The 21,309-nt window shown below is 67.2% G+C and carries 21 protein-coding genes and 1 other RNA gene; 15 read left to right on the top strand and 7 right to left on the bottom strand.

The features are described 5' to 3' along the window. The first annotated feature begins 38 nt into the window (after positions 1 to 38). Both IEY07_RS00990 and cspE read left to right on the top strand, forming a co-directional pair. Positions 39 to 1,130, top strand: coding sequence for a fatty acid desaturase family protein (locus tag IEY07_RS00990; RefSeq protein WP_188893310.1), 1,092 nt, complete (start codon positions 39 to 41; stop codon positions 1,128 to 1,130). Positions 1,131 to 1,231: 101 nt separating this feature from the next. Further along, the gene (cspE, locus tag IEY07_RS00985; protein WP_188893309.1) at positions 1,232 to 1,435 is read left to right on the top strand and encodes a transcription antiterminator/RNA stability regulator CspE; all 204 of its coding nucleotides are present in this window, start codon (positions 1,232 to 1,234) and stop codon (positions 1,433 to 1,435) included. Between the two features lie 71 nt (positions 1,436 to 1,506). On the opposite strand, the gene rnpB is transcribed toward cspE, so the two are convergent. After that, positions 1,507 to 1,910, bottom strand: an RNA gene (gene rnpB, locus IEY07_RS00980) — RNase P RNA component class A. Between the two features lie 39 nt (positions 1,911 to 1,949). Here rnpB and IEY07_RS00975 point away from each other — a divergent pair. Beyond that, positions 1,950 to 2,246 carry a Dabb family protein gene (locus IEY07_RS00975; protein WP_188893308.1) on the top strand — a complete coding sequence of 99 codons (297 nt, stop codon included), beginning with the start codon at positions 1,950 to 1,952 and terminating at the stop codon, positions 2,244 to 2,246. A gap of 13 nt (positions 2,247 to 2,259) precedes the next feature. Here the strand turns inward: IEY07_RS00975 and IEY07_RS00970 are convergent, their stop codons facing one another. Beyond that, entirely contained in the window at positions 2,260 to 2,964 is a 705-nt protein-coding gene (locus IEY07_RS00970) for a zinc ribbon domain-containing protein (RefSeq protein WP_444543314.1), read from the bottom strand. A gap of 311 nt (positions 2,965 to 3,275) precedes the next feature. Between IEY07_RS00970 and IEY07_RS00965 the strand changes: the two genes are divergently transcribed. Continuing rightward, on the top strand, positions 3,276 to 4,568 hold the full coding sequence (locus tag IEY07_RS00965; protein WP_188893307.1) for a multidrug effflux MFS transporter: 1,293 nt from the start codon (positions 3,276 to 3,278) through the stop codon (positions 4,566 to 4,568). Between the two features lie 3 nt (positions 4,569 to 4,571). Here the strand turns inward: IEY07_RS00965 and IEY07_RS00960 are convergent, their stop codons facing one another. Both IEY07_RS00960 and IEY07_RS00955 read right to left on the bottom strand, forming a co-directional pair. Continuing rightward, complete coding sequence (locus IEY07_RS00960) at positions 4,572 to 5,144, bottom strand: histidine phosphatase family protein (protein ID WP_188893306.1); 573 nt, start codon at positions 5,142 to 5,144, stop codon at positions 4,572 to 4,574. An 11-nt stretch (positions 5,145 to 5,155) separates the two neighbouring features. Next, a complete protein-coding gene (locus IEY07_RS00955) occupies positions 5,156 to 6,067 on the bottom strand; it encodes an acyltransferase domain-containing protein (RefSeq protein ID WP_188893305.1) in 912 nt (303 codons plus the stop codon). Positions 6,068 to 6,144: 77 nt separating this feature from the next. Between IEY07_RS00955 and IEY07_RS00950 the strand changes: the two genes are divergently transcribed. Then, a complete protein-coding gene (locus IEY07_RS00950; RefSeq protein WP_188893304.1) occupies positions 6,145 to 7,623 on the top strand; it encodes an aminopeptidase P family protein in 1,479 nt (492 codons plus the stop codon). Between the two features lie 7 nt (positions 7,624 to 7,630). After that, a complete protein-coding gene (locus tag IEY07_RS00945; protein WP_188893303.1) occupies positions 7,631 to 8,764 on the top strand; it encodes a magnesium and cobalt transport protein CorA in 1,134 nt (377 codons plus the stop codon). Position 8,765: 1 nt separating this feature from the next. Here the strand turns inward: IEY07_RS00945 and IEY07_RS00940 are convergent, their stop codons facing one another. Both IEY07_RS00940 and IEY07_RS00935 read right to left on the bottom strand, forming a co-directional pair. Then, complete coding sequence (locus IEY07_RS00940; RefSeq protein ID WP_188893302.1) at positions 8,766 to 9,296, bottom strand: YflT domain-containing protein; 531 nt, start codon at positions 9,294 to 9,296, stop codon at positions 8,766 to 8,768. A 31-nt stretch (positions 9,297 to 9,327) separates the two neighbouring features. Further along, complete coding sequence (locus tag IEY07_RS00935; RefSeq protein ID WP_188893301.1) at positions 9,328 to 10,005, bottom strand: VOC family protein; 678 nt, start codon at positions 10,003 to 10,005, stop codon at positions 9,328 to 9,330. Positions 10,006 to 10,183: 178 nt separating this feature from the next. Here IEY07_RS00935 and IEY07_RS00930 point away from each other — a divergent pair, with 178 nt between their 5' ends. Genes IEY07_RS00930 through galE form a run of 9 tightly spaced genes read left to right on the top strand, consistent with a single transcriptional unit; the run spans position 10,184 to position 20,848 of the window. Then, positions 10,184 to 11,953, top strand: coding sequence for an ABC transporter substrate-binding protein (locus tag IEY07_RS00930; RefSeq protein WP_188893300.1), 1,770 nt, complete (start codon positions 10,184 to 10,186; stop codon positions 11,951 to 11,953). Beyond that, the gene (locus IEY07_RS00925) at positions 11,950 to 13,833 is read left to right on the top strand and encodes a dipeptide ABC transporter ATP-binding protein (RefSeq protein ID WP_188893299.1); all 1,884 of its coding nucleotides are present in this window, start codon (positions 11,950 to 11,952) and stop codon (positions 13,831 to 13,833) included. The genes IEY07_RS00930 and IEY07_RS00925 overlap by 4 nt, the downstream gene beginning before the upstream one ends. Next, positions 13,833 to 14,828 (top strand): ABC transporter permease, encoded by a 996-nt coding sequence (locus IEY07_RS00920; protein WP_188893298.1) that lies wholly within the window; start codon positions 13,833 to 13,835, stop codon positions 14,826 to 14,828. The genes IEY07_RS00925 and IEY07_RS00920 overlap by 1 nt, the downstream gene beginning before the upstream one ends. Next, complete coding sequence (locus IEY07_RS00915) at positions 14,825 to 15,784, top strand: ABC transporter permease (RefSeq protein WP_188893297.1); 960 nt, start codon at positions 14,825 to 14,827, stop codon at positions 15,782 to 15,784. The genes IEY07_RS00920 and IEY07_RS00915 overlap by 4 nt, the downstream gene beginning before the upstream one ends. 29 nt (positions 15,785 to 15,813) lie before the next feature. After that, positions 15,814 to 16,743 (top strand): acetamidase/formamidase family protein, encoded by a 930-nt coding sequence (locus tag IEY07_RS00910; protein ID WP_188893296.1) that lies wholly within the window; start codon positions 15,814 to 15,816, stop codon positions 16,741 to 16,743. 40 nt (positions 16,744 to 16,783) lie between these two features. Further along, positions 16,784 to 18,064 carry a magnesium transporter MgtE N-terminal domain-containing protein gene (locus IEY07_RS00905; protein ID WP_229669586.1) on the top strand — a complete coding sequence of 427 codons (1,281 nt, stop codon included), beginning with the start codon at positions 16,784 to 16,786 and terminating at the stop codon, positions 18,062 to 18,064. Beyond that, positions 18,064 to 18,603 (top strand): DUF1003 domain-containing protein, encoded by a 540-nt coding sequence (locus IEY07_RS00900; RefSeq protein WP_188893295.1) that lies wholly within the window; start codon positions 18,064 to 18,066, stop codon positions 18,601 to 18,603. Before IEY07_RS00905 ends, IEY07_RS00900 begins: the two co-directional genes overlap by 1 nt. Positions 18,604 to 18,613: 10 nt before the next feature. After that, entirely contained in the window at positions 18,614 to 19,807 is a 1,194-nt protein-coding gene (locus IEY07_RS00895) for an Mrp/NBP35 family ATP-binding protein (RefSeq protein ID WP_188893294.1), read from the top strand. 36 nt (positions 19,808 to 19,843) lie between these two features. Beyond that, positions 19,844 to 20,848, top strand: coding sequence for a UDP-glucose 4-epimerase GalE (gene galE / locus IEY07_RS00890; RefSeq protein ID WP_188893293.1), 1,005 nt, complete (start codon positions 19,844 to 19,846; stop codon positions 20,846 to 20,848). 4 nt (positions 20,849 to 20,852) lie between these two features. Here galE and IEY07_RS00885 read toward each other — a convergent pair whose 3' ends face one another. Further along, positions 20,853 to 21,302: a sec-independent translocase gene (locus IEY07_RS00885; RefSeq protein ID WP_188893292.1), complete on the bottom strand. Its 450-nt coding sequence runs from the start codon at positions 21,300 to 21,302 to the stop codon at positions 20,853 to 20,855. Positions 21,303 to 21,309: the final 7 nt, after the last annotated feature.

Below are 21,309 nucleotides of genomic sequence, written 5' to 3'. Positions count from 1 at the left end.
GGGAATGCGGTCACTGCACGTGACGGCGAGGTGCTCCTATGACGGTTCTTGACGTATCCGGCGCTGCCCGGGCCGCGCGAAGGCTCGCGGGCCAGGCCGAGACGAACTCCTACACCCAGCTCTCCAAGCAGATCCGCGAACGCGGACTGCTCCGGCGGGCGCCCACCTTCTACAGCCTGCTGTTCGCCGGGCTCATCCTGGCCCTCGGCGGCGCCGTGGCCGGTTTCGTCCTGCTCGGACACACCTGGCTGCAACTGTTGATCGCCGGCGCCCTCGGCGTGATCTTCACCCAATTCGCCTTCCTGTCCCACGAGGCAGCCCATCGGCAGATCTTCACCTCAGGTCCCGCGAATGATCTTGCCGGCAAAGTGCTCGGCAACGGTGTGGTCGGGATGAGCTACTCGTGGTGGATGAACAAGCACTCCCGGCATCACGCCAACCCCAACCGGATCGGTAAGGATCCTGACATCGAAGAGCCGATGATCAGTTTCTACACCGAGGAGGCTCGTACCCGTAAGGGGTTCCGGGCGGCGATGGCGACGAAGCAGGGCTACCTGTTCTTTCCGATGCTGTTGCTGGAAGGGCTCAACCTGCACTTGGCGTCGGTCCGCTCGCTGGTCACCGTGCGACCGAACAAGGAGCGGGTGATCGAGCTCGGATTGATCCTCGGCCGGTTCGCGCTCTATCTGGCCGCCGTCTTCTGGGTGCTGCCGCTGGGTATGGCCTTCGCCTTCGTCGGCGTGCAGATGGCTATCTTCGGTCTCTACATGGGCTCCTCGTTCGCCGTCAACCACAAGGGCATGGCGATCGTCCCGGCCGACGTCAAGGTGGACTTCCTCACCCGGCAGGTCCGCACCTCACGCAACATCCGCGGACGGATCTGGCCGACGGTGTTGATGGGCGGTCTGAACTACCAGGTCGAGCATCATCTCTTCCCGTCGATGGCACGGCCGCACCTGGCCGAGACCCGGCGGCTGGTCCGCGATCACTGTGCTCGGTACGGCGTGCCATACACCGAGGCATCACTGCTCAGCTCGTACCGCACCGTGATCAACTATCTGAACGAGGTCGGGCTCTCGGCCCGGGACCCGTTCGCCTGTCCCGTCGCCGCACGACTGGGGCGAGAATAGATTTGGTCATCGGCGAACCCGCCGATGATCATGTATGACGCCGGCACGGCGTTACCGACCGGTGTCCGATCCCGGACACCACATATCTAAAGGAATACAGCATGGCCCAAGGCACCGTGAAGTGGTTCAACTCTGAGAAGGGTTACGGCTTCATCACCCCCGACGACGGCAGCAAGGATGTCTTCGCTCACTTCTCCGAGATCGCCGGCAACGGCTTCCGCTCGTTGGACGAGAACCAGCAGGTCGAATTCGAGATCACCCAGGGCCAGAAGGGCCCGCAGGCCTCGAACATCCGCCCGCTCTGACCCAGGTCGTACGCGACCGAACCGAACGGCCCCATCCGCACAGCGGGTGGGGCCGTTCCGGTGTATCGGAGGAGGTGAGCCGGCCGATAAGCCGGATCCTGTGCCCGGCGCGAACGCCGGGCGGCGATCATCTATCTGCGACCGTCGTTGCCGACGGCCTGAAGCGATCTACCCGGGAACCTCGGACGAGCAGCCCTCGAACAGTTCCCGCGGGAACGCAGGCGTTCCCTTCTTGATCTTGCTCCGGGTGGGGTTTACCGAGCCGCTCCAGTCACCTGGAGCGCTGGTGGTCTCTTACACCACCGTTTCACCCTTACCCAGGCGAGCCCCTCTGCTCGGCACACCTGGGCGGTTTGCTTTCTGTGGCACTGTCCCGCGGGTCACCCCGGGTGGGCGTTACCCACCACCCTGCTCTGTGGAGTCCGGACTTTCCTCGATACCGGTCTCCCGGTACCGCGACCGCCTGGCCGACTCACCCAGCGGGCCATCCTAGCCGTACTGCGATACTCCTGCCATGTCGATCCAGCACACCGTCGTCTTCCGCCTCAGCCACCCGGCCAGCTCTGCCGAGGAGCAAGCGTTCCTCGCCGACGCCCGCAGCATTCTGAGCGGGATCCCCGGTGTCGGGGGATTCACGGTCAACCGCCAAGTCAGTCCGAAGAGCGATCTGACCCTCCAGTTCTCGATGATCTTCGCCGACCAGGACGCGTACGACGGCTACAACAGCCATCCGTCCCATCTCGGCTTCGTGGCCGACCGCTGGGAGACCGAGGTGGCCGACTTCCAGGAGTACGACTTCGTCACGCTCTGAGCCACCGGCGCGGTCACAGGCCCGAGTTGATCGTTCGGACCAGGATCCGGCCGCACTCCTCGCAGCGCAGCACCTCGTTCTCCGCCGCTGAGGCGTAGGTCCGCAGATCGGCGGCGTTGATCTCCAGCTGGCAGCCGGTGCAGCGGCGGTTGCGCAATTCGGCAGCGCCGACTCCCCCGTGACCGGCACGCAGCCGGTCGTAAGCGGCGATCAGCGGGGCCGGAAGATCAGCCGCGATCGCCTCGCGGTAGCCGGCCTGGGTCGCCAGATCGGCGTCGACGGCGGCCACCTGCTCGTTGCGGCGGGACGTCACCTCGGCAATCCGGCCGTCCAACTCGGCTCTGCGGGCAGCAAGATCATCCCGCTCGGCGGTGGCGGCCTCCAACTGCTCCATCACCTCCAGTTCGGCGTCCTCCAGATCGCTGATCCGCCGATCTAGGTGCTGGATCTCCTCGACCAGGCCGGCGAGTGCCTTGGCATCACCGACCGAACCGTCGTCCACCCGGGTCTGGTTGCGCACCCGCCGCTGGCGTACCGGCTCCAGGTCCGCCTCGGCCTGGGACTGGGCCAGTTCCAGGTCAGAGACCCGGGTTTCGGCCGCGACCAGATCCGCATCAGCGGCACTGCGCTCGGCGGCCAGTTTCGCCAGCTGGGCATGCTCGGGAAGATTCGCCCGGCGATGCTTCAGCTGGGCGATCGCGGTGTCGACGGCCTGCAGGTCGAGCAGCCGGAGCTGGGTCGCGTGATCGGCTTGGATGAGTCCGCCCTCCGTGATTCAGATGTGCACTGTTCCCGGTGAGACTACGCCGTCGCCGACACGTCGCAGATCGAGACGCCAACTCGACCCTGGCGGGCCGGATGGTGCATCATGATCATGCCGGAACAGCGACGACGACGGGGAATGAATCTGCGGATCCGCAGGTTGGCCACGGAAGCGGTCTTCGACCCAGGCCGGTAGACCCACCCCACTCTTGGTCACGGTGTCGTGACCGGCCCAGACCCGCCCTGTTCTTCTGTTCTAGGACCGCCATGTCCAGCGCTGCTGCGCCCACGACCACGCTCATTTCCGGCGACCGCTACGTCGGGAAGCGCTTCGTCTACCTCGTTCTCCTGCTGGGAGTCCTGACCGCGATCGGTCCGCTGACCGTCGACACCTACCTGCCGGCCCTTCCGGCGCTGTCGAGAGAGCTGCACGCCAGCGACGCCAGCGCGCAGTTGACCATGACCGGTCTGATGCTCGGTCTCGGTCTGGGCCAGTTGATCATCGGGCCGCTGTCGGACTCGGTGGGCCGGCGCAAGCCGTTGATCATCGGCCTGCTGGGACATGCGCTGATGTCGCTGCTCTGTGCGATCTCGCCGAGCATCCAGATGTTGATCATCGCCCGGACCGTCCAGGGCCTGGCCGGCGCCGCCGTCGCGGTGGTGGCGATGGCGATCGTCCGTGACTTGTTCGCGGGCATCAAGGCCGCTCAGCTGCTGTCGCGGCTGGTCCTGGTCACCGGTGTCTCGCCGATCCTGGCGCCCAGTATCGGAAGTGCCCTGCTGGCCCTGACCGACTGGCAGGGCATCTTCGTCGTGCTGGCGGGTTTCGCCATCCTGAGCATGGTGGTGGCGATCGTCGCGCTGCCGGAGACCTTGCCGCCGGTACGTCGTACCCCGGCCGAGCCGGTGCGTTGGCTGCAGGCCTACGCGGTGCTCTTCCGGGACCGGAACTACCTGATCATGGTCGCGGTGGCGGCCCTGATGTTCGCCGCGCTGATCGCCTACGTCGGCGGATCACCGTTCGTACTCCAGGGGATCTACGGGCTGAGCCCGAGCACGTTCGGCATCGTCTTCGCCGTGAACGCGGTCGGCCTGATCGTCTTCGCCCAGATCAACCCGATGTTCGCCCGCCGATTCTCTCCGGAGCGGGTGCTGGTCGGCGCGGTGATCGTCGGTGTGCTGGCCGCACTCGGCATGGTCGCGACCGCGGTCCTCGGGCTGGGCCTGTTCGGCTTCATCGTCTCGATCTGGATGCTGCTGGCGGCCTGTGGCGTCGCCTCGCCGAATGCTGCGGCGATCGCGCTGTCCCGTCACGGCGAGAATGCCGGCACCGCTTCGGCGCTGCTCGGCTCGGCGCAGTTCCTGATGGGAGGCATCACGACGCCGCTGGTCGGCGCGCTGAGCAACGGCACGGCACTGCCGCTGGCGGGGATCCTGTTCTTCGCCACCGCCCTGGCGGCGGCGATGCTGATCCCGGCCCGGCGCCACCAGCGTCGGATGCTGGAGGCGGAACTGGCGATGCCCGCGGCCGACCTGCCCCGCAGCCACCCGTCGGCCTGATCGCTAGACGGCGTTCCAGCGGATCAGTGCCGGCTCGCCCTTGGCCCAGCCGAGCACGGACACGCTCGCGGTCTGCAGCGGGAACTGCTCCCCCAGGCCAATGTCCAGGTCCAGCCAGCACAGGGTGAGCGCCCGCAATGAATGCCCGTGGGCGAACGCGATCGCCCGCTCGGCACCGGACTCCTTGACCCGGCTCTCGAAGCGTTCCAGCCGGTCGACGACCTGCTGCGGCGATTCGCCGCCGGGGCAGCCGTCCCGCCACAGGTCCCAGTCCGGATCGCGCTGGTGGATCTGGTCGCTGGTCAGACCCTCGTAGTCGCCGTAGGCCCACTCGATCAGGTCCTCGCTGAGCTCGGGCGCATGAGCACCGGTGAAGCCCGCCAGTTCGGCGGTGTCGATGGCCCGCTGCCGCGGGCTGGACAGGACCAGCGCGAAGTCCTCCGGCCGCAGCCGGCCGTTCAGCGATTCCGCCTGCCGTCGGCCGGCCGCGGTGAGCGGTAGATCGGTCACCGACGTGTGCTGACCGCTCTTGCTCCACTCGGTCTCGCCGTGCCGGACCAGATACAGCTCGGTCATCTACAGACCCGTCATCCGGCGAAGCGGTCCTGACCGAACGTACCCTCGCGCAGCTGCCAGTGGCCTCCGGCACGGATCTTGGCCACGATCGCCCGTTGCAGGGAGGTGTCCTGCGGGAGCGTCTCGAGGTCGACCTCGCCTCGACGGCGGAAGACGAAGAACAGCGCGTCCGGGTCGCCGACCCGCTGCTCGTCGTCGAGCTCCCACAGCTGCTGGAATCTCACCATGTTCGACTCCGGCGCGAGCACTTCGGTCAGCTGCGGGTCCAGCAACCAGGATCCGCAGTGGAACACCGTCGTCGGGTAGTCGGGGAAGTGCTCGGCGAAGAATGTCCTGGCCCATCCGAACGACTCGGCGCAGGCCTCGGGCGTCAGCGGACCGGACTCCGGGATGTGGGTGGAGACCACCCAGTCACCGTGGTAGCGGGTCAGGTTGAACTGCAGCCGGCCGAGCCAGTAGAGCGCTCCCGACCAGCAGATCCGCATCCAGGGATAGGTGTGCAGGCCGAAGCCGGAGAACGTCCGGCGGTGCACCCAGGCCTGCTGGCCGAGATCCGACAGGCTCCGGCGCGAGACCTCCGGGTCGATCCCCCGACCGGCGTGGAAACCGGCCACGTCGTCGGCGGTCGCCACCAGCGCCAGCAGCGGTAGCACCCCGACTCCCCATTCCTTGTCGAGCACAGCCGGGTCGAGGTCGTCGAAGCCCTCCGGCACCGCGAACGGGTCCTTCGGCCGGTCGAAGATCCCGAGCTGCTCCAGCAGCTGATCGGCGATGTACTGGACGCGGGCGAGCACCGTTGGCTCGTCGAGCGCGCGGCGGATGGTCAGCAGGGCGTCGTGTCGGTCGTCGGCTCGGAAGCCGAGCCGGGTCAAGTGCTCGTCATCGATCGCCGTCAGCCGATCGGCTACAGGGGTCAAGGCCACGAGTGAACCTTAAGGCCGACGTCCAGAGCGCGCGAAGCCGCACCCTGTTCGCTTCGGCACGGTGCAACAATGCCACCATGAGCGAGAAGCAGGCAGCCCTTCCCAATCGGCAGACGCCGTTCTCCGAGGCGTTCCGGGCATTCATCGGTACCGATTGGGCGCCCGGATCAAGTGACCTGCCCGACCCGTTGCCCGCGACCGTTTACGCTCCCGCGCGCCGCGAGAAGGTCGGCGCCGCCTACCCGGGTGAGCGGATCGTCATCCCCGCCGGTGGGCTCGTGGTGCGCTCCAACGACACCGACTACCGGTTCCGCCCGCATTCGGCCTTCGCCCACCTGACCGGGCTCGGCACCGACAAGGAGCCCGACGCCGTCCTGGTGCTTGAGCCGACCGACAGCGGGCACGACGCCACCCTCTACTTCAAGCCGCGGGCACCCCGGGACTCCGAGGAGTTCTACGCCAACGCCCGCTACGGCGAGATGTGGGTCGGCAAGCGCGAGACGCTGGAGGAGATGGCGGCCCGGTCGGCGCTGCGCTGCGTACCGATCGAGGAACTCGAGGACGCCCTGCGCAAGAACGCCGACCAGACCGCGATCCGGCTGCTCCGCGCCGCCGATCCGGGCCTGGCGGAGCTGATCGATGCGATCCGCGCCGAACACGGTCTGGACGCCGAGCAGGCGGCCGAGGCCGACCAGGAGCTGGAGGTCCTGCTGTCGGAGCTTCGGCTGGTCAAGGACGAATTCGAGCAGGGCCAGTTGCGCGAGGCCTGCGCCCGGACCGCTGAGGCCTTCGCCGAGGTCGTCAAGCAGTTCCCCGAAGCCGTACGCCGCGGGCGCGGTGAGCGCTGGGTCGAGGGCATCTTCGGCCTGCACGCCCGGCACACCGGCAATGCGGTCGGCTACGACTCGATCGCCGCCGCCGGCGACCACGCCAACACCCTGCACTGGATCCGTAACGACGGCGACCTGCGCGAGGGTGAGCTGATCCTGATCGACGCAGGGGTCGAGATCGACACGCTCTACACCGCCGACGTCACCCGGACGCTGCCGATCAACGGCACCTTCACCGATGCCCAGCGCAAGGTGTACGAGGCCGTGCTGGCCGCACAGGAGGCCGGCATCGCCGCCGCCAAGGCCGGCACCACCTATTCCGAGGTGCACAAGGCCGCGATCGGGGTGATCGCCGGATACCTGGAGGAATGGGGCATCCTGCCGGTCAGCGCCGAGGAGTCGCTGTCGGAGGACGGCGGCCAGCACCGGCGCTGGATGGTGCACGGCACCTCCCACCACCTGGGGCTGGATGTGCACGACTGCGCGCAGGCGCGCCGGGAGAACTACCGCGAGGGAACGCTGGCGCCCGGCATGGTGGTCACCGTCGAACCGGGTATCTACTTCAAGGCCGACGACCTGCTGGTGCCCGAGGAGTTGCGGGGTATCGGGGTACGGATCGAGGACGACATCCTGATCACCGAGGACGGCAACGAGAACCTGTCGGCAGCACTTCCGCGAAGTGCCGACGACGTCGAAGCCTGGATGGCAACGCTTCTGAAGGAGTGATCCGCCGATGAGCCCGAGGCCGCATCTTCCCGCCCGACCGTCGCCGGAGGATCCGGCCCAGCGGGCGCGTGATCGCTACTTCGAATCGCTGAGCGTCCTGGGGCGTCGTCGTCCCCGGACCGCGCCCGCCGCTGCCGACCCCGCGCCCAACTCGGTCGTCGACTGGGGTTGGTACGTCGACGGTGTCCGGCAGAGCGCCCCCGATGTGGCGACGGCTGCCCGGCGCGCCGTGGCGGACAAACAGGGCTTCGTCTGGCTCGGTCTGAAGGATCCCACCGATGCCGACCTGCACGCCTTACCGCAGCAGTTCGACCTGCACCCGCTGGCCATCGAGGATGCGGTCGAGGGTCATACCCGGTCCAAGATGGAGCTTTTCGGCGACGACATGTTCGTGGTGATCTCCACCGTCGCCTATGTCGAGCACAAGCGCCTGACCGACACCGCCGAGATCGTCTCCACCGGCCAGATCATGATCTTCCTCAACGAACACTTCGTGATCACCGTGCGCAAGGGCGAGCATGCCCCGCTGGGCAACATCCGGCGCACCCTCGAGCAGGATCCCGAGCGCCTGGCCGAAGGCCCCTGGACGGTGCTCTACTCGATCGCCGACATGATCATCGACGACTACCTGGACGTGGTCGGCGAGTTCGAGACCGACGTCGACGAGGTCGAGGCGATGGTCTTTGCCGAGGACGGCGAGCGCAAGATCAGCAACGTCTACCAGCTCAAGCGCGAACTGATCGAGTTCAAACGATCGGTTGTACCCCTGGCGGCACCATTGGAGCGACTGGCGACACGGAGCTACCCGATGATCCCGCCGGACGCCCGGGCCTATTTCAGGGAGCTCCACGACCATCACGTCGCCGCCGCGGAGGCCGTGTCGTCCTACGACGAGGTGCTGACCTCGATCATGCAGGCCGGCCTGGCTCGGCTGTCGGTCAGCGACAACCAGGACATGCGCAAGCTGGCCGCCTGGGCGGCCATGATCGCCGCGCCGACCGCGCTGGCCGGGATCTACGGGATGAACTTCAGCCCGCTGCCGTGGGCGACCGGGGCGTACCACTTCTGGATCTTCGTCGGGCTGATCCTGGCGGTGATGGTCGGCGTCTGGATCGGCTTCAAGAAGAACGGCTGGTTGTGACCTACTGGAAGTAGGCCGCGCGGGCGCCGGGCATCTGCTGCAGCATCTCGCGCGCCTTGGCCGCCACCTTGTGCTCGCAGAGCACCTCGTACTTGGTGGCCACCACCTGGGTGATCGAGGTGAAGTCACGCCGGCCGCGGCTCATCGCATAGCCCAGGGCCTGGAACCCGACGCCGAGGACGATGCCGATGCCGAGCGCCACCAAGATCAACGCCACGAAGTTGTGCACCGGTGCGAAGAGCAACATCACGAAGCCGACCACGACGCCGGTCGTCAGGCCGGACTGGACGCCCTGTCCGATCACGGTCCCCCAGTTGCGCCGGCCCAGCACCCGCTCGACCTGCTTCAGGTCGGTACCGACGATGGCCAGATTCTGCACCTCGAACTTGTTGTCGGCGAGGTAGTCGACAGCCTTCTGCGCATCCTCATAACTGTTGTAGAGCCCGACCGATTGCGGGAACTGCAACTCGAAGAGCGAACTTGTGCCGGGACCGCCGGGGCGGGCGAAACCGCCGGGATTGGATAGTGACATCTGCTGCTGTCCTCCGATCTATAGCCCAACGCTACCGCGAGAACACACAGAATTCGTTACCTTCGACGTCGGCGAGCACATCCCAGTCGATCTCGTCGTCGCGACCGCGCAGCAGACTCGCTCCGGCGGCCAGGTAGTCCGACGTCAGGCCCCAGACATCCCAGTGCACCCGGTTCTTGACCGTCTTGGGCTCGGGCACCGGATTGAAGACCATCGGCCAGGGCAGCGACCCACCCTCCAGCCACCACCACGGACCATGATCGTCGTGGCGGGCTTCAAGATCGAATCGAGCGGCCCACCAGCGGCAGATCCGTTCCGGATCCGCGGCGTCGACCACCAGTTCGTACATCCGATAATCGCCGAGTCGCTCCGGTTCGCGATCGAAGGCGCAGAATTCGCCGCCCTCCGGATCCCGCATGATCGTCCAGCCGGCGAACTCGGTGTCGACGCTCGCACCGAGCGTGATCAACTCCTCCACACCCGAGGTGTGCAGGTCGAGGTGCACCCGTTGTTTGACCGTACGCGGTTCCGGCACCTGATTGATCCAGACCGTCTGCTCCGGCCGGGACCCGCGCAACACGAAGTCGCCGCCGGGGCTGGTCGACGACGCCTGCAGCCCGATCGCTGCGGACCAGAAACCGGCCGCCCGGGTGCCGTCGACGGCGTCGATCACGACGTCCTTGTACGCAGCAGCATCGTCGGTGCTCATGGCGTCACAGCCTACGGCCGGCCGGCCCCGAGGTCTCGTGTTTCAGTCGCTTTACCGACCGATTAAAGGATCGTCTCACACAGTCTGCAGAGGCTGAAACACGAATAACCTAAGCGGGTTGATCCACACCATCTGTAACGGATCGAACCCACCAGTCGCCTGCCTCCGGAGTACCCCAATGCCCTCGACCCGCTCGGCCCGGACCACGCTCGTCGTGGGCCTGGCCTCCCTCACGCTCGTCCTGGCGGCTTGTTCCCAGAACGGTACGTCCACCACCTCCGCGAATGCCGGGACCCCGACGAAGGGCGGAACGCTGCAGATCCTGGCGACCGCCGATGTCGATCACATCGATCCGACCCAGGGCGGCTCGATCGCCGGCAACAACGTCCAGCACGCAGTGACCCGCTCGCTGCTCGGCTACCAGTCGTCGATGGACCTGGCCACCCGGAACAAGCTGCGGCCGGACCTGGCCACCGCCGTGCCCGAGCCGACCGACAACGGGTTGACCTACACCTACACGATCCGCGACGGCGCCGACTGGGATGCCCCCAGCGGCGCCCGACAGATCAACTCAGCGGACTTCGCCCGCGGCGTGGCGCTGATGTGCAATCCGTACATGGCCTCGCCCCGCCTCGGCTACGTCCTCGACTTGATCAAGGGCATGGCCGACTTCTGCGCGGCCTTCGCCAAGATCGACCCGACGGCGCCGGCGATCAAGAAGTACCTGGACACCCACACCATTTCCGGTATCGACACCTCCGACCCGAAGACGGTCGTTGTGCATCTGGTCAAGCCGGCCGGCGACTTCAACTACATGGTCACCCTGCCGGCGATGGCCCCGCAGCCCGAGGAAGCACTGCAGTATCTCCCGGATTCCCTTGACTACAAGCGAAATTTCGTGGCCAGCGGCCCGTATACCGTCGGCAGCTACTCCCCCAACCAGCAACTCACCCTGGTCCGCAACAAGGCCTGGAAGGCCAGCACCGATCCGCTCCGGAAGGCCTACGTCGACAAGATCCACATCGAACAGGGCGTCACACCCCAGGCCGCGATGCAGCAGTTGCAGTCCGGTGACGGGGACCTGACCTACGACATCACCATGCCGGCCGCGACACTGCAGCAGCTCAGCGCAGCCAAAGATGATCATCTGGTGACCTTCGACACCGGTGCCACCTCGTTCATCTGGTTCAACACGCTGTCCGACAACAACGGTGGCGCACTGAAGAAGCTCAAGGTCCGGCAGGCGCTCGAATACGCGGTGGACAAGAAGGCCCTGGTCCAGCAGCTCGGCGGCCCGCTGACCTCGTCGCCCCAGCACGGCATCCTCGGCCCGGGCATCAACGGCTACCACAACTTCTCGCCGTACCCGTCGCCCGGCGATGCCGGCGATCCGGCCAAGGCCAAGCAACTGCTGGCCGCGGCCGGTTATCCCAACGGGCTGACGCTCAAGCTGCCATACAGCACGGCCGACCCCAACCCGGCTCTGGTGCAGATCCTGCAGGCGTCCTTCGGGAAGGCCGGTGTCACTCTCAAGCTGATGCCCGAGAACCCGGTGGATGCGACCAAGATCATTACCGACAAGAAAGGTGCCGCCGCCGGCAACTGGGATCTCGGCATGATCGGCTGGCAGGCCGACTGGGTCGGCGGCGCGGCGCGAGCGGTGTTCGGGACGCTGTATACCTACAACGGCACCCCACAGACCTACAACCTGGCCGACTACGACAATCCGGCTGCCGACAAGCTGGCCGAACAGGCCGAGGCGACCACGGACTCGGCCAAGAGTGCCGAGCTGTGGCAGCAGGTCGACGACAAGGTGATGGCCGATCCGCCGATCATCCCGACCTACGCTCGCAAGTCGGTGCTCTACTACTCCAAGCGGGTGCAGAACTATCAGATCTACCCGATCGGCTCGCAGGCCGACTGGACCAACCTCTGGCTGAAGTCGTGACCAGCGTCCTCGAGGTCGAGCAGCTGTCGGTCCGGATCCCGACCGAGGACGGCAACGTGCACGCCGTGCAGGAGGTGTCGTTCTCGGTCGAGGCCGGGACGATCTTCGGGATCGTCGGCGAGTCCGGCTCCGGCAAGAGCGTGTTGACCCAGGCGATCAGCGGGCTGATGCCCTTCGCGGAGATCACCGGCAGCGCCCGCTTCGACGGGGTCGACCTGCTGACGATGCGCCCCGAGGAACTGCAGTCGATGCGCGGCCGGCGGATCGGGATGATCTTCCAGGACCCGCTGAGCTCGCTGCATCCCTACTACACGATCGGATCCCAGATCACCGAGCTGATCCATGCCCACGAGCGGGTCAGCCCGGCCGCCGCGAAGGCCCGGACGATCGAGTTGCTGGCCAAGGTCGGCATTTCCGATGCCGGGACACGCTTCTCCAGCTACCCGCACCAGTTCTCCGGCGGCATGCGGCAGCGGGTCATGATCGCGATGGCGCTGGCCCTCAACCCGCCGTTGATCATCGCCGACGAGCCGACGACGGCACTCGACGTCACCGTCCAGGCCCAGATCATCGAACTGCTGCAGGAGGTCCAGCAGGAGTCCGGCGCGACCATCGTCATGATCACCCACGATCTCGGCCTGCTGTCCACGATCGCCAGTGACGTGATGGTGATGTATGCCGGCAACCGGATGGAGATCGGCGCCCGCGCGGAGATCTTCGGACGGCCGGCCCACCCGTACACCGCCGGACTGCTCCTGTCCTCGCCGGCCAACTACACCCCGGGCGAGGAGCTGGTGCCAATCCCCGGACGGCCCCCGAGCCTGTTGCAGCCGGCGGCACTATGCCCGTTCCTCGAACGCTGCGAGTCCGCGGTCGACGATTGTCGACGCCTGCCGCCGCCGGTCCGGGTCTACGCCGACGGCGGCCGGTCCGCCTGCTGGCTGGAGCACAAGGCGCCGGCCACCGAGCGCCGGCCGGCGACCGTCGCCGCCCGCAAGATCTCCCGGCATCGGGCGGCAAACGTGCTGGCAGCCTCGGTGCAGGACGTCCGTCTGACCTATCGGACAGGACCTCTGGGGCGGCGGAAGTCGGTGCCGGTACTGAAAGGCATCGACCTGGAGATCCACCGTGGTGAGACCCTCGGTCTGGTCGGCGAGAGCGGCTGCGGCAAGACCACCCTTGCTCGGGTGATCGCCGGGCTGGCCCCGGTCACCGAGGGCGTCGTCACGGTTGCGGGTGCCGATCTGCAATACATCAACCGTGCGGCGTGGCGGCGGATGCGCAGGGAGGTACAGCTGGTCTTCCAGGACCCCTTCGGCTCGCTCAATCCCCGCCGCCGGGTCGGGTCGATCATCGGCGACCCGTACCGGATCCACGAGCGGCTGAGCGGCGCCCAGCGCCGGAGCCGGGTGCAGTCCCTGATGGAACTCGTCGGGCTCAATCCGGAGCACTACAACCGGTTCCCCTCGGAATTCTCCGGCGGCCAGCGGCAGCGGATCGGCATCGCCCGGGCCCTGGCACTGCAACCGGAATTGATCATCTGCGACGAACCGGTGTCGGCCCTGGATGTCTCGATCCAGGCGCAGATCCTCAACCTGCTCAAATCGCTGCAGCAGGAGTTCGGCCTCACCTACCTGTTCATCTCCCACGATCTGGCCGTGGTCCGGCACATCTGCGACCGGATCGCGGTGATGGACGGCGGCATGATCATCGAGCTCGCCGACGCGGACTCTATCTACGACGCGCCGCAGCAGGAATTCACCCGGACCCTGCTCAGCGCATCGATGTCGCGGCCGTATCCGATCTCGGGCCAGCCCCGCACCCTGGTGGAGTCACTGAGTGCACCGGCCCGGCCCGACGGCGTACAGGAGGTGGCCTGATGTCGGACGCTCTTGCCGTCGACCCGGCCGAGGCCGAGATCGGCACCCGACGGGTCAAACAACGCGGTTCGGGAGAGCTGACGATCCGCCGGCTGCTGCGCGACCGCGCAGCGCTCGGTGCCTTCGGCTTCGTCCTGCTGTTGATCATCTTCGCGCTCTGCGCGCCGCTGGTCGCCGCGGCCACCGGCCACGGCATGGCCCAGCAGTTCCGCGACACCGGCCTGACCTCGGCCGGGATCCCGAGGGGCCCGGGACACACCTTCCTGCTCGGCACCGACTCACTCGGCCGCGACGTCCTGGTCCGGCTGGCGTATGGAGCCCGGGTGTCGCTGCTGGTCGGCGTCGTCGCATCGCTGGTCGCTGCCGCCATCGGCGTCACCATCGGCACCATCGCCGGCTACTTCGGCGGCTGGGCCGACCTGTTGCTGAGCCGGGTGATCGACCTGGTGATGAGCGTGCCGTTCCTGTTGTGTGCGCTGGCCCTGGTGTCGGTCCGCGGCCCCAGCCTGACGCTGAGCATCTGCGTGATCATCTTCTTCAGCTGGACCCATATCGGCCGGGTGGTCCGCAGTCAGGTGCTTTCTCTGCGACAAAGGGAATTCGTCGAGGCGGCCCGGTCCCTGGGCTCGGGCCCGGTGTCGATCATCGTCCGGGACGTGCTGCCCAACCTGACCGTGCCGATCGTCGTCTACACGACGATGATGATCCCGTCGTCGATCGTCTTCGAGGCAACACTGTCCTTCCTCGGGCTGGGCATCGTCCCGCCGGCGGCCAGCTGGGGCGGGATGCTGTCCGAGGCGCTCAACGGATCGCTCTACATGGTCGCGTGGTGGATGGTCATCTTCCCCGGCGGGATCCTGCTGCTCACCACCCTGGCCTTCAACATCCTCGGCGACGGACTGCGGGACGCTCTGGATCCCAAGGCCCGCCGGGTCGGATTCGTCCGGCTGACCCGCCGACGCTCCTCCCGATCGGCCAGGAAGGCGGCAGCATGATCAGACTTGTGGTCACCCGGCTGGTGTTCGGCGCGGTTGTGCTGATCGCCCTGAGCATCTTCGTCTTCGGTCTGTTCTTCATCGCTCCCGGCGACCCGGCACGGGCTCTGGGCGGCGACGAGGCCTCCGCCCAACTGCTGGCCCAGATCCGGCACTCGCTGGGGCTGGACGACCCGATCTACGTGCAGTACCTGCGATTCATCGACAACGCCCTGCACGGCAATCTCGGCTTCTCCTACCACAGCCAGGAGTCGGTCCTGACGCTGATCGGCGAGCGGATCCCGGCGACCGCCTCGCTGGTTCTGGGCGGCGTCGTCGTCTGGCTCTTGATCGGAATCCCGGTCGGAGTCGCATCGGCCAGGTCGCCGGGCTCGGCCCGCGACCGGCTGGGACAGGGCTTCACCCTGGTCGGGTTGAGCTTTCCGAGCTTCGTGCTCGGGATGCTGATGCTCTTCGTGCTGTACTTCCTGCCCCGCCAGGCCAACTTCACGCTGTTCCCCGCCGGCGGCTATGCCCCGCTCTCGGAAGGGATCGGCCAGTGGGCCCGGCACCTGGTTCTGCCCTGGTTCACGCTGGCGCTGGTCAATGCGGCGATCTATGCCCGGCTGACCCGCGGGCAGTTGCTCGACGTGCTCGGCGAGGACTACATCCGTACGGCCCGGGCCAAGGGAATCTCCGAGCGACGGGTCGTCTACAAGCACGGGCTCCGATCGACCCTGACCGCGATCATCACCCAGCTCGGCTCCGATGTCGCGATGCTGCTCGGCGGTGCGATCATCACCGAGCAGGTCTTCAACCTGCAGGGCGTCGGCGCGCTGGCGATCACGGCCGTGACCGCACAGGATCGACCTGTGATCATCGGTGTGGTGCTGCTCGGCGGCACCTTCGTCGTGGTCGCGAACGTGATCGTCGACATCTTGTACGGGCTGCTCGACCCCCGCATCCGCCTGGCCTGAACCCCCACCCCATCCCCGAACGGAGCACCATGGCAACCCACCACCTCGACACCACGAAAGCCACCGCGATCAACTACTTCTCCCGGGATCTCGAACCGGTGCTGACCGTCTCCCCCGGCGACACGGTTGTCGTGCACACCCTGGACTCCGGCGGTCACGTCGGAACGCCGAGCGCCGACGGCGAGCTGCCGCCGCGGTTCTTCGGCGAGGCCCGCGGGCACTGCCTGGTCGGACCGATCGCGGTCGAGGGGGCGAAGCCCGGTCAGTCGCTGGCAGTGCGTTTCGACTCGCTGGTGCCCGACGACTGGGGATTCACCGGCGCCGCTCTGCGCGAGACCCCGCTGAACACCCGGCTCGGGCTCAAGCCCGAGGACGGCGCGCGGCTGATCTGGACGATCAACAACCAGACCCGGACCGCGACGAACCAACTGGGCCTGGCCACCTCGACCGACCCGTTCCTCGGCGTGGTGGCGGTCGCCCCGGCCGAGCCGGGTGAGCACTCGACCACGCCACCGCGACCGGTCGGCGCGGGCAACATCGACTGCCGGGACCTGCTTGCCGGGTCGACGCTGTTCATCCCGGTCGCCGTCGAGGGCGCCCTGTTGTCGGTCGGCGACGGCCACGCCGTCCAGGGCGACGGCGAGGTGTCCGGGACCGCGATCGAGTGCGGGATGACGACGACGATGACCCTCGACCTGGTCGACGAGCCGGCCCTGGACAGCGTGTACGCGATCACTCCGGCCGGACGCATCACCTTCGGCTTCGAGGCCGATCTCAACGAGGCCGCCGCGATCGCGCTGTCGTCGATGATCGACTGGCTGGCAGCGACGTACGCCATCACCCGGGCCGAGGCCTTGGCGATGGCCAGTGCCACGGTGAGTATGCGCGTGACCCAGATCGCCAACCAGACCTGGGGTGTGCACGCCCTGTTGCCGACCGGCGCCATCCGCAGCATCTGACAGTTGGGCTCTGCCGGTGGCGAAGCGGTAATCTCACCGCGTGAACGGGTCCACTTCTTCGGTATTCATCTCGAGGATCCGTGGATTGCCGATCCTCGACGATGCAGGCGACACGATCGGCAGGCTGCGCGACGTCCTGATCACCGAACGCACGCTGAGCAGACCACCCCGGGTCAAGGGTCTGGTCGTCGAGTTGTTCGCCCGGCATCGGATCTTCATTCCGATGGCCCGGGTGCGGAGCGTCGACGCCGTGCAGATCGTCACCACCGGTGTGGTCAACACCCGCCGGTTCGCCCGCCGCGAATCCGAAACGATGGTCGTGGAGGACCTCTTCGACCAGCGGATCACGCGGCCCTCGAATCCCGGCACCTGGGTGATCTTCGACGTCGCCATGCACCAGATCCGTACGTCGGACTGGGAGATCTCCGAGGTCGCCGTCCGGGAGGCCTCCCGCGGCCGCCTGGGCCGCGCATTCAGCCGCAGGGCCCAGGTGGCGATCCTGGACTGGGCCGATATCGCGGCGCGACTGGGGGCGTACGGCCAGGCGACCGAGCAGTTGCTGGCCGAGATGGAGGACATGAAGGCGGCCGACGTCGCGCGCGAACTGCACGACCTCACCCCGGAGCGGCGCTCCGAGGTCGCCTCCGCCCTCGATGATCAAAAACTCGCCGACGCGCTCGAGGAGCTGCCCGAGGACGAACAGGTCCAGCTGATCCAGGCTCTGGACGTGGAACGGGCGGCCTCGGTGCTGGAGGAGATGGACGCCGACGACGCCGCCGACCTGATCAACGAACTGCCTAACGAGATGGCCGAGATGCTGCTCGGCGAGATGGAGCCGGACGAGGCCGATGATCTGCGGCGGTTGCTGACCTACGCCGAATTCACCGCCGGCGGCATGATGACCCCGGAACCGGTGATCGTCTCCCCGGACGCGACCGTCGCCGATGCGCTGGCACTGGTCCGCCAGGAGGAGTTGTCTCCGGCGCTGGCGGCGATGATCTTCGTCTGCCGGCCGCCGCTGGAGACGCCGACGGGACGTTTCCTGGGCGGCGTGCATTTCCAACGTCTGTTGAGAGAACCGCCGTCGACCCTGGTGTCGGCGGTGGTCGATTCCGAGCTCGAGCCGCTCACCGACCAGGCCGACGTGCACGCGGTCAGCCGCTATTTCGCGACCTACAACCTGGTCAACGCGCCGGTGGTCGACAAGGAGGGCCGGCTGATCGGCGCGGTCACCGTCGACGACGTCCTTGACCATGTGCTGCCGGCCGATTGGCGAGGTGATCAGCTCGACGCCATGAGCGACGCCGAGGAGGTGCGCTGATGGCCCGGGCCCGCGAGCGTGAGCCGGAGCGGCTGAACATCCCCGGTGCCCGGCAGCGTTCTCTGGTGCCGAGGCTCCGGCTCTCCCCGGAGGCGTTCGGCGACTTCGCGGAGGCGTTCGCCCGGTTCATGGGGACGGCGAGATTCATCCTCTACATGACGATGTTCGTGATCGTCTGGGTGGTCCTCAATCTGGTCGGGTTGTACGGCTTCCGCTGGGATCCCTATCCCTTCATCCTGCTGAATCTGTTCTTCTCCACCCAGGCCAGTTACGCCGCTCCGCTGATCCTGCTCGCCCAGAACCGGCAGGAGGCCAGGGACCGGGTGGCGCTCAACCAGGACCGGCAGCAGGCCGCGCAGTCCCGTGCCGACATGGACTTCCTGGCCCGGGAGATCGCGTCCCTGCGGATGTCGGTCGGCGACCTGGCGACCCGGGACTATCTGCGCACCGAGCTGCGCAACGAGTTGCGCGCCATCCTCGCCGATCTCGACGATCCGCACGATCGGTCCCATGACCGCCCGGTTCGCAAGGCCGATTAGGCTGGTCGACATGCCAGATGTTGAGACGCTGACCCCCGACCATCCGTTGGTGACCGAGATCACCAAGGCGCTGGCAGGAGTCAACGATCCGGAGATCCGCAAACCCATCACCGAGCTGGGCATGGTGAAGCGGATCGACATCAGCGACGGCGGCCGGGCCGAGATCGAGGTCCTGCTGACCGTTGCCGGCTGCCCTCTGAAGGACACCCTGCGCCGCGATGTCACAGCGGCGGCCAGCAGTGTGGCCGGCGTCGAGCAGGTCGAGGTCAGCCTGGGCGTGATGAGCGACGAGCAGCGGGCCTCGCTGCGGGACAATCTGCAGGGTGGTCGGACCGAGAAGGACATCCCGTTCGCGCGGGCGGAGTCGCTGACGAAGGTGATCGCGATCGCGTCCGGCAAGGGTGGCGTCGGCAAGTCATCGGTGACGGTCAACCTGGCGATGGCGCTGGCCGCCCGCGGTCAGACCGTCGGCATCCTGGACGCCGACATCTACGGCCATTCGGTGCCCGCGATGCTCGGGATCGCCGACGCCCGGCCGACCTCCGTCGAGGACATGATCATGCCCGTGCCGGTCCCGGTCGAGCAGGGCAACGGGCTCAAGGTGATGAGCATCGGCATGCTCAAGCCGCGCCGGGACCAGGTGGTCGCCTGGCGCGGGCCGATCCTGGACCGGGCGCTGCACCAGATGCTGGCCGACGTCTACTGGGGTGACCTGGACTACCTGCTGCTCGATCTTCCCCCCGGCACCGGCGACGTCGCCATCTCGGTCGGCCAGAAGCTGCCGAATGCCGAGGTGATCGTGGTGACCACCCCGCAGCAGGCGGCCGCGGAGGTCGCTGAACGCGCCGGGACGATGGCCTCCATGGTCAACCAGCGGGTGATCGGCGTGGTGGAGAACATGTCCTACCTGCTCATCACCTGCCCGGACTGCGGCAAACAGCACAGCTACGACGTGTTCGGTTCGGGCGGCGGGGACGAGGTCGCGACCACCCTGGGCACCCGGCTCGGCTACGACGTCCCGGTGCTGGCCAGGATCCCGCTGGACCCGCAGCTGCGCGCCGGCGGTGACACCGGTGAGCCGATCGTCGGCAGCGATCCGGCACAGCCCTCGGCAACCGCGGTCACCGGCCTTGCCGATTCCCTGCTCCGCAAGGGCCGCGGGCTCGCCGGCCGCAAGCTCAACCTGCAGCCGGTCGGCCGCTGAGTCGCCCCCGATCCCAACCACGAACGGGTCCCAACCATGAAGGTGATGGTCACCGGTGGTGCCGGCTACATCGGCTCGGTAACCGCCAAGGCGCTGGAGTCGGCCGGGCACACCCCGATCATCCTGGACTCGCTGGAGATCGGCCCGCGGGTCTTCGTGCGGGACCGGATCTTCTACCAGGGCGATATCGCCGACCGCAGCTTGCTGCGACGGATCGTCGATGATCATCCCGACCTCGGTGCGACGATCCACATGGCGGCCCGGGTGGTGGTCCCGGAGTCGGTCGCCGAGCCGTACGGCTATTACGACAACAACGTCGCGCGATCGTTGGTGCTCTTCGACGAACTGACCCGGCTGGGCAAGCCGCGGGTGCTGTTCAGCTCGTCCGCGTCGTTGTACGCCCCGACCGAGACCTTCGAGGTGACCGAGGAATCGCCGCTGGCGCCGCAGTCGCCGTATGCGCGGACGAAGGCCATGTTGGAGTCGATCTTGATCGACCTGTCCGCCGCGACCGAGCTGCGGACGATCATCCTGCGCTATTTCAACCCGATCGGCTCCGATCCCGACCTGGAATCGGGCGTCTACAACGCCGACCCGACCCACGTCGTACCGATCCTGGCCCGGGTCGCCCTCGGTCAACTGCCGGAATTCATCATCACCGGCACCGACTACCCCACCGCCGACGGGACCGGGATCCGTGACTACATCCATGTCTGGGATCTGGCACGCGCCCACGTCCGGGCCGTCGAGGACTTCGACCGGGTGCTGGCCGAGCTGAACGCGACCAGCACCGTGATCAACATCGGCACCGGCTCCGGCGTCACCATCGGCGAACTGGTTCGGACCGTCGAACGGGTGTCCGGCGCACCGATCCCGACCCGCACTGCGCCACCCCGGCCGGGCGACGCGGTGGGCGCCTATGCCAACGTCAGCAAGGCTGAACGTGTGCTGGAGTGGAAGGCCGAACACGACCTCGCCGACGGTGTCGCCTCGGTGCTGGCCTGGATGCGCAAGCGCCCCGAGGTCCTTGGTTACCCGTGATCGACTACGTCGCGTCCGGGTCGTACGGGGTGGTGATCCGCGGAGCGGCCAGGGCCGGCATGATCGTGGCGACCACGCCGTTCCCGGTCGTGATCGATTGGGCCGTGGCGTGCCGCTTCGCGTCGTCGATGGCCGTTGTGGCCTCGGTGACGGTGCTCATGCCGAGGCTGCTGATGTCGCTGAACTGATCCTTCAGGTCCGTCACCAGTGGATCGACGTCGCTGAACAGATGTTTCTGGACGAATGCCTTGGGGTTGAGGTCGCGGAAGTCGAGATCGTCGAACTCGGGTCCGAGCTCGCTCTTCAGCTGGTTCTGCGCGGTGCCCGCCATCTGCCGCACGTAGCTGATCGCCTTCGCAGCCTTGCGCGCGATGCCGGGCAGTTTGTCCGGTCCGAACACGATGATCGCGAGCATCCCCAGCACCAGCAGCTCCGGTGCCCCCATATCGAACATGCAGAAA

It is taken from the genome of Microlunatus endophyticus (assembly GCF_014646195.1).
Taxonomy (GTDB): Bacteria; Actinomycetota; Actinomycetes; order Propionibacteriales; family Propionibacteriaceae; genus Microlunatus; species Microlunatus endophyticus.
The sequence above is the reverse complement of the archived record's forward strand: the minus strand, read 5'-3'. Positions and strand labels throughout refer to the sequence as shown.

Bases quoted from the DNA above. Each gene is read 5' to 3' on its own strand.
- IEY07_RS00920 (WP_188893298.1), top strand. From the start codon at position 13,833: ATGTCGGACGCTCTTGCCGTCGACCCGGCCGAGGCCGAGATCGGCACC.
- IEY07_RS00990 (WP_188893310.1), top strand. From the start codon at position 39: ATGACGGTTCTTGACGTATCCGGCGCTGCCCGGGCCGCGCGAAGGCTC.
- IEY07_RS00940 (WP_188893302.1), bottom strand. From the start codon at position 9,296: ATGTCACTATCCAATCCCGGCGGTTTCGCCCGCCCCGGCGGTCCCGGC.
- IEY07_RS00930 (WP_188893300.1), top strand. From the start codon at position 10,184: ATGCCCTCGACCCGCTCGGCCCGGACCACGCTCGTCGTGGGCCTGGCC.
- IEY07_RS00895 (WP_188893294.1), top strand. From the start codon at position 18,614: ATGCCAGATGTTGAGACGCTGACCCCCGACCATCCGTTGGTGACCGAG.
- IEY07_RS00945 (WP_188893303.1), top strand. From the start codon at position 7,631: ATGAGCCCGAGGCCGCATCTTCCCGCCCGACCGTCGCCGGAGGATCCG.
- IEY07_RS00915 (WP_188893297.1), top strand. From the start codon at position 14,825: ATGATCAGACTTGTGGTCACCCGGCTGGTGTTCGGCGCGGTTGTGCTG.
- IEY07_RS00900 (WP_188893295.1), top strand. From the start codon at position 18,064: ATGGCCCGGGCCCGCGAGCGTGAGCCGGAGCGGCTGAACATCCCCGGT.
- IEY07_RS00885 (WP_188893292.1), bottom strand. From the start codon at position 21,302: ATGTTCGATATGGGGGCACCGGAGCTGCTGGTGCTGGGGATGCTCGCG.
- IEY07_RS00935 (WP_188893301.1), bottom strand. From the start codon at position 10,005: ATGAGCACCGACGATGCTGCTGCGTACAAGGACGTCGTGATCGACGCC.
- IEY07_RS00910 (WP_188893296.1), top strand. From the start codon at position 15,814: ATGGCAACCCACCACCTCGACACCACGAAAGCCACCGCGATCAACTAC.
- IEY07_RS00975 (WP_188893308.1), top strand. From the start codon at position 1,950: ATGTCGATCCAGCACACCGTCGTCTTCCGCCTCAGCCACCCGGCCAGC.
- galE (WP_188893293.1), top strand. From the start codon at position 19,844: ATGAAGGTGATGGTCACCGGTGGTGCCGGCTACATCGGCTCGGTAACC.
- IEY07_RS00960 (WP_188893306.1), bottom strand. From the start codon at position 5,144: ATGACCGAGCTGTATCTGGTCCGGCACGGCGAGACCGAGTGGAGCAAG.
- cspE (WP_188893309.1), top strand. From the start codon at position 1,232: ATGGCCCAAGGCACCGTGAAGTGGTTCAACTCTGAGAAGGGTTACGGC.
- IEY07_RS00950 (WP_188893304.1), top strand. From the start codon at position 6,145: ATGAGCGAGAAGCAGGCAGCCCTTCCCAATCGGCAGACGCCGTTCTCC.
- IEY07_RS00965 (WP_188893307.1), top strand. From the start codon at position 3,276: ATGTCCAGCGCTGCTGCGCCCACGACCACGCTCATTTCCGGCGACCGC.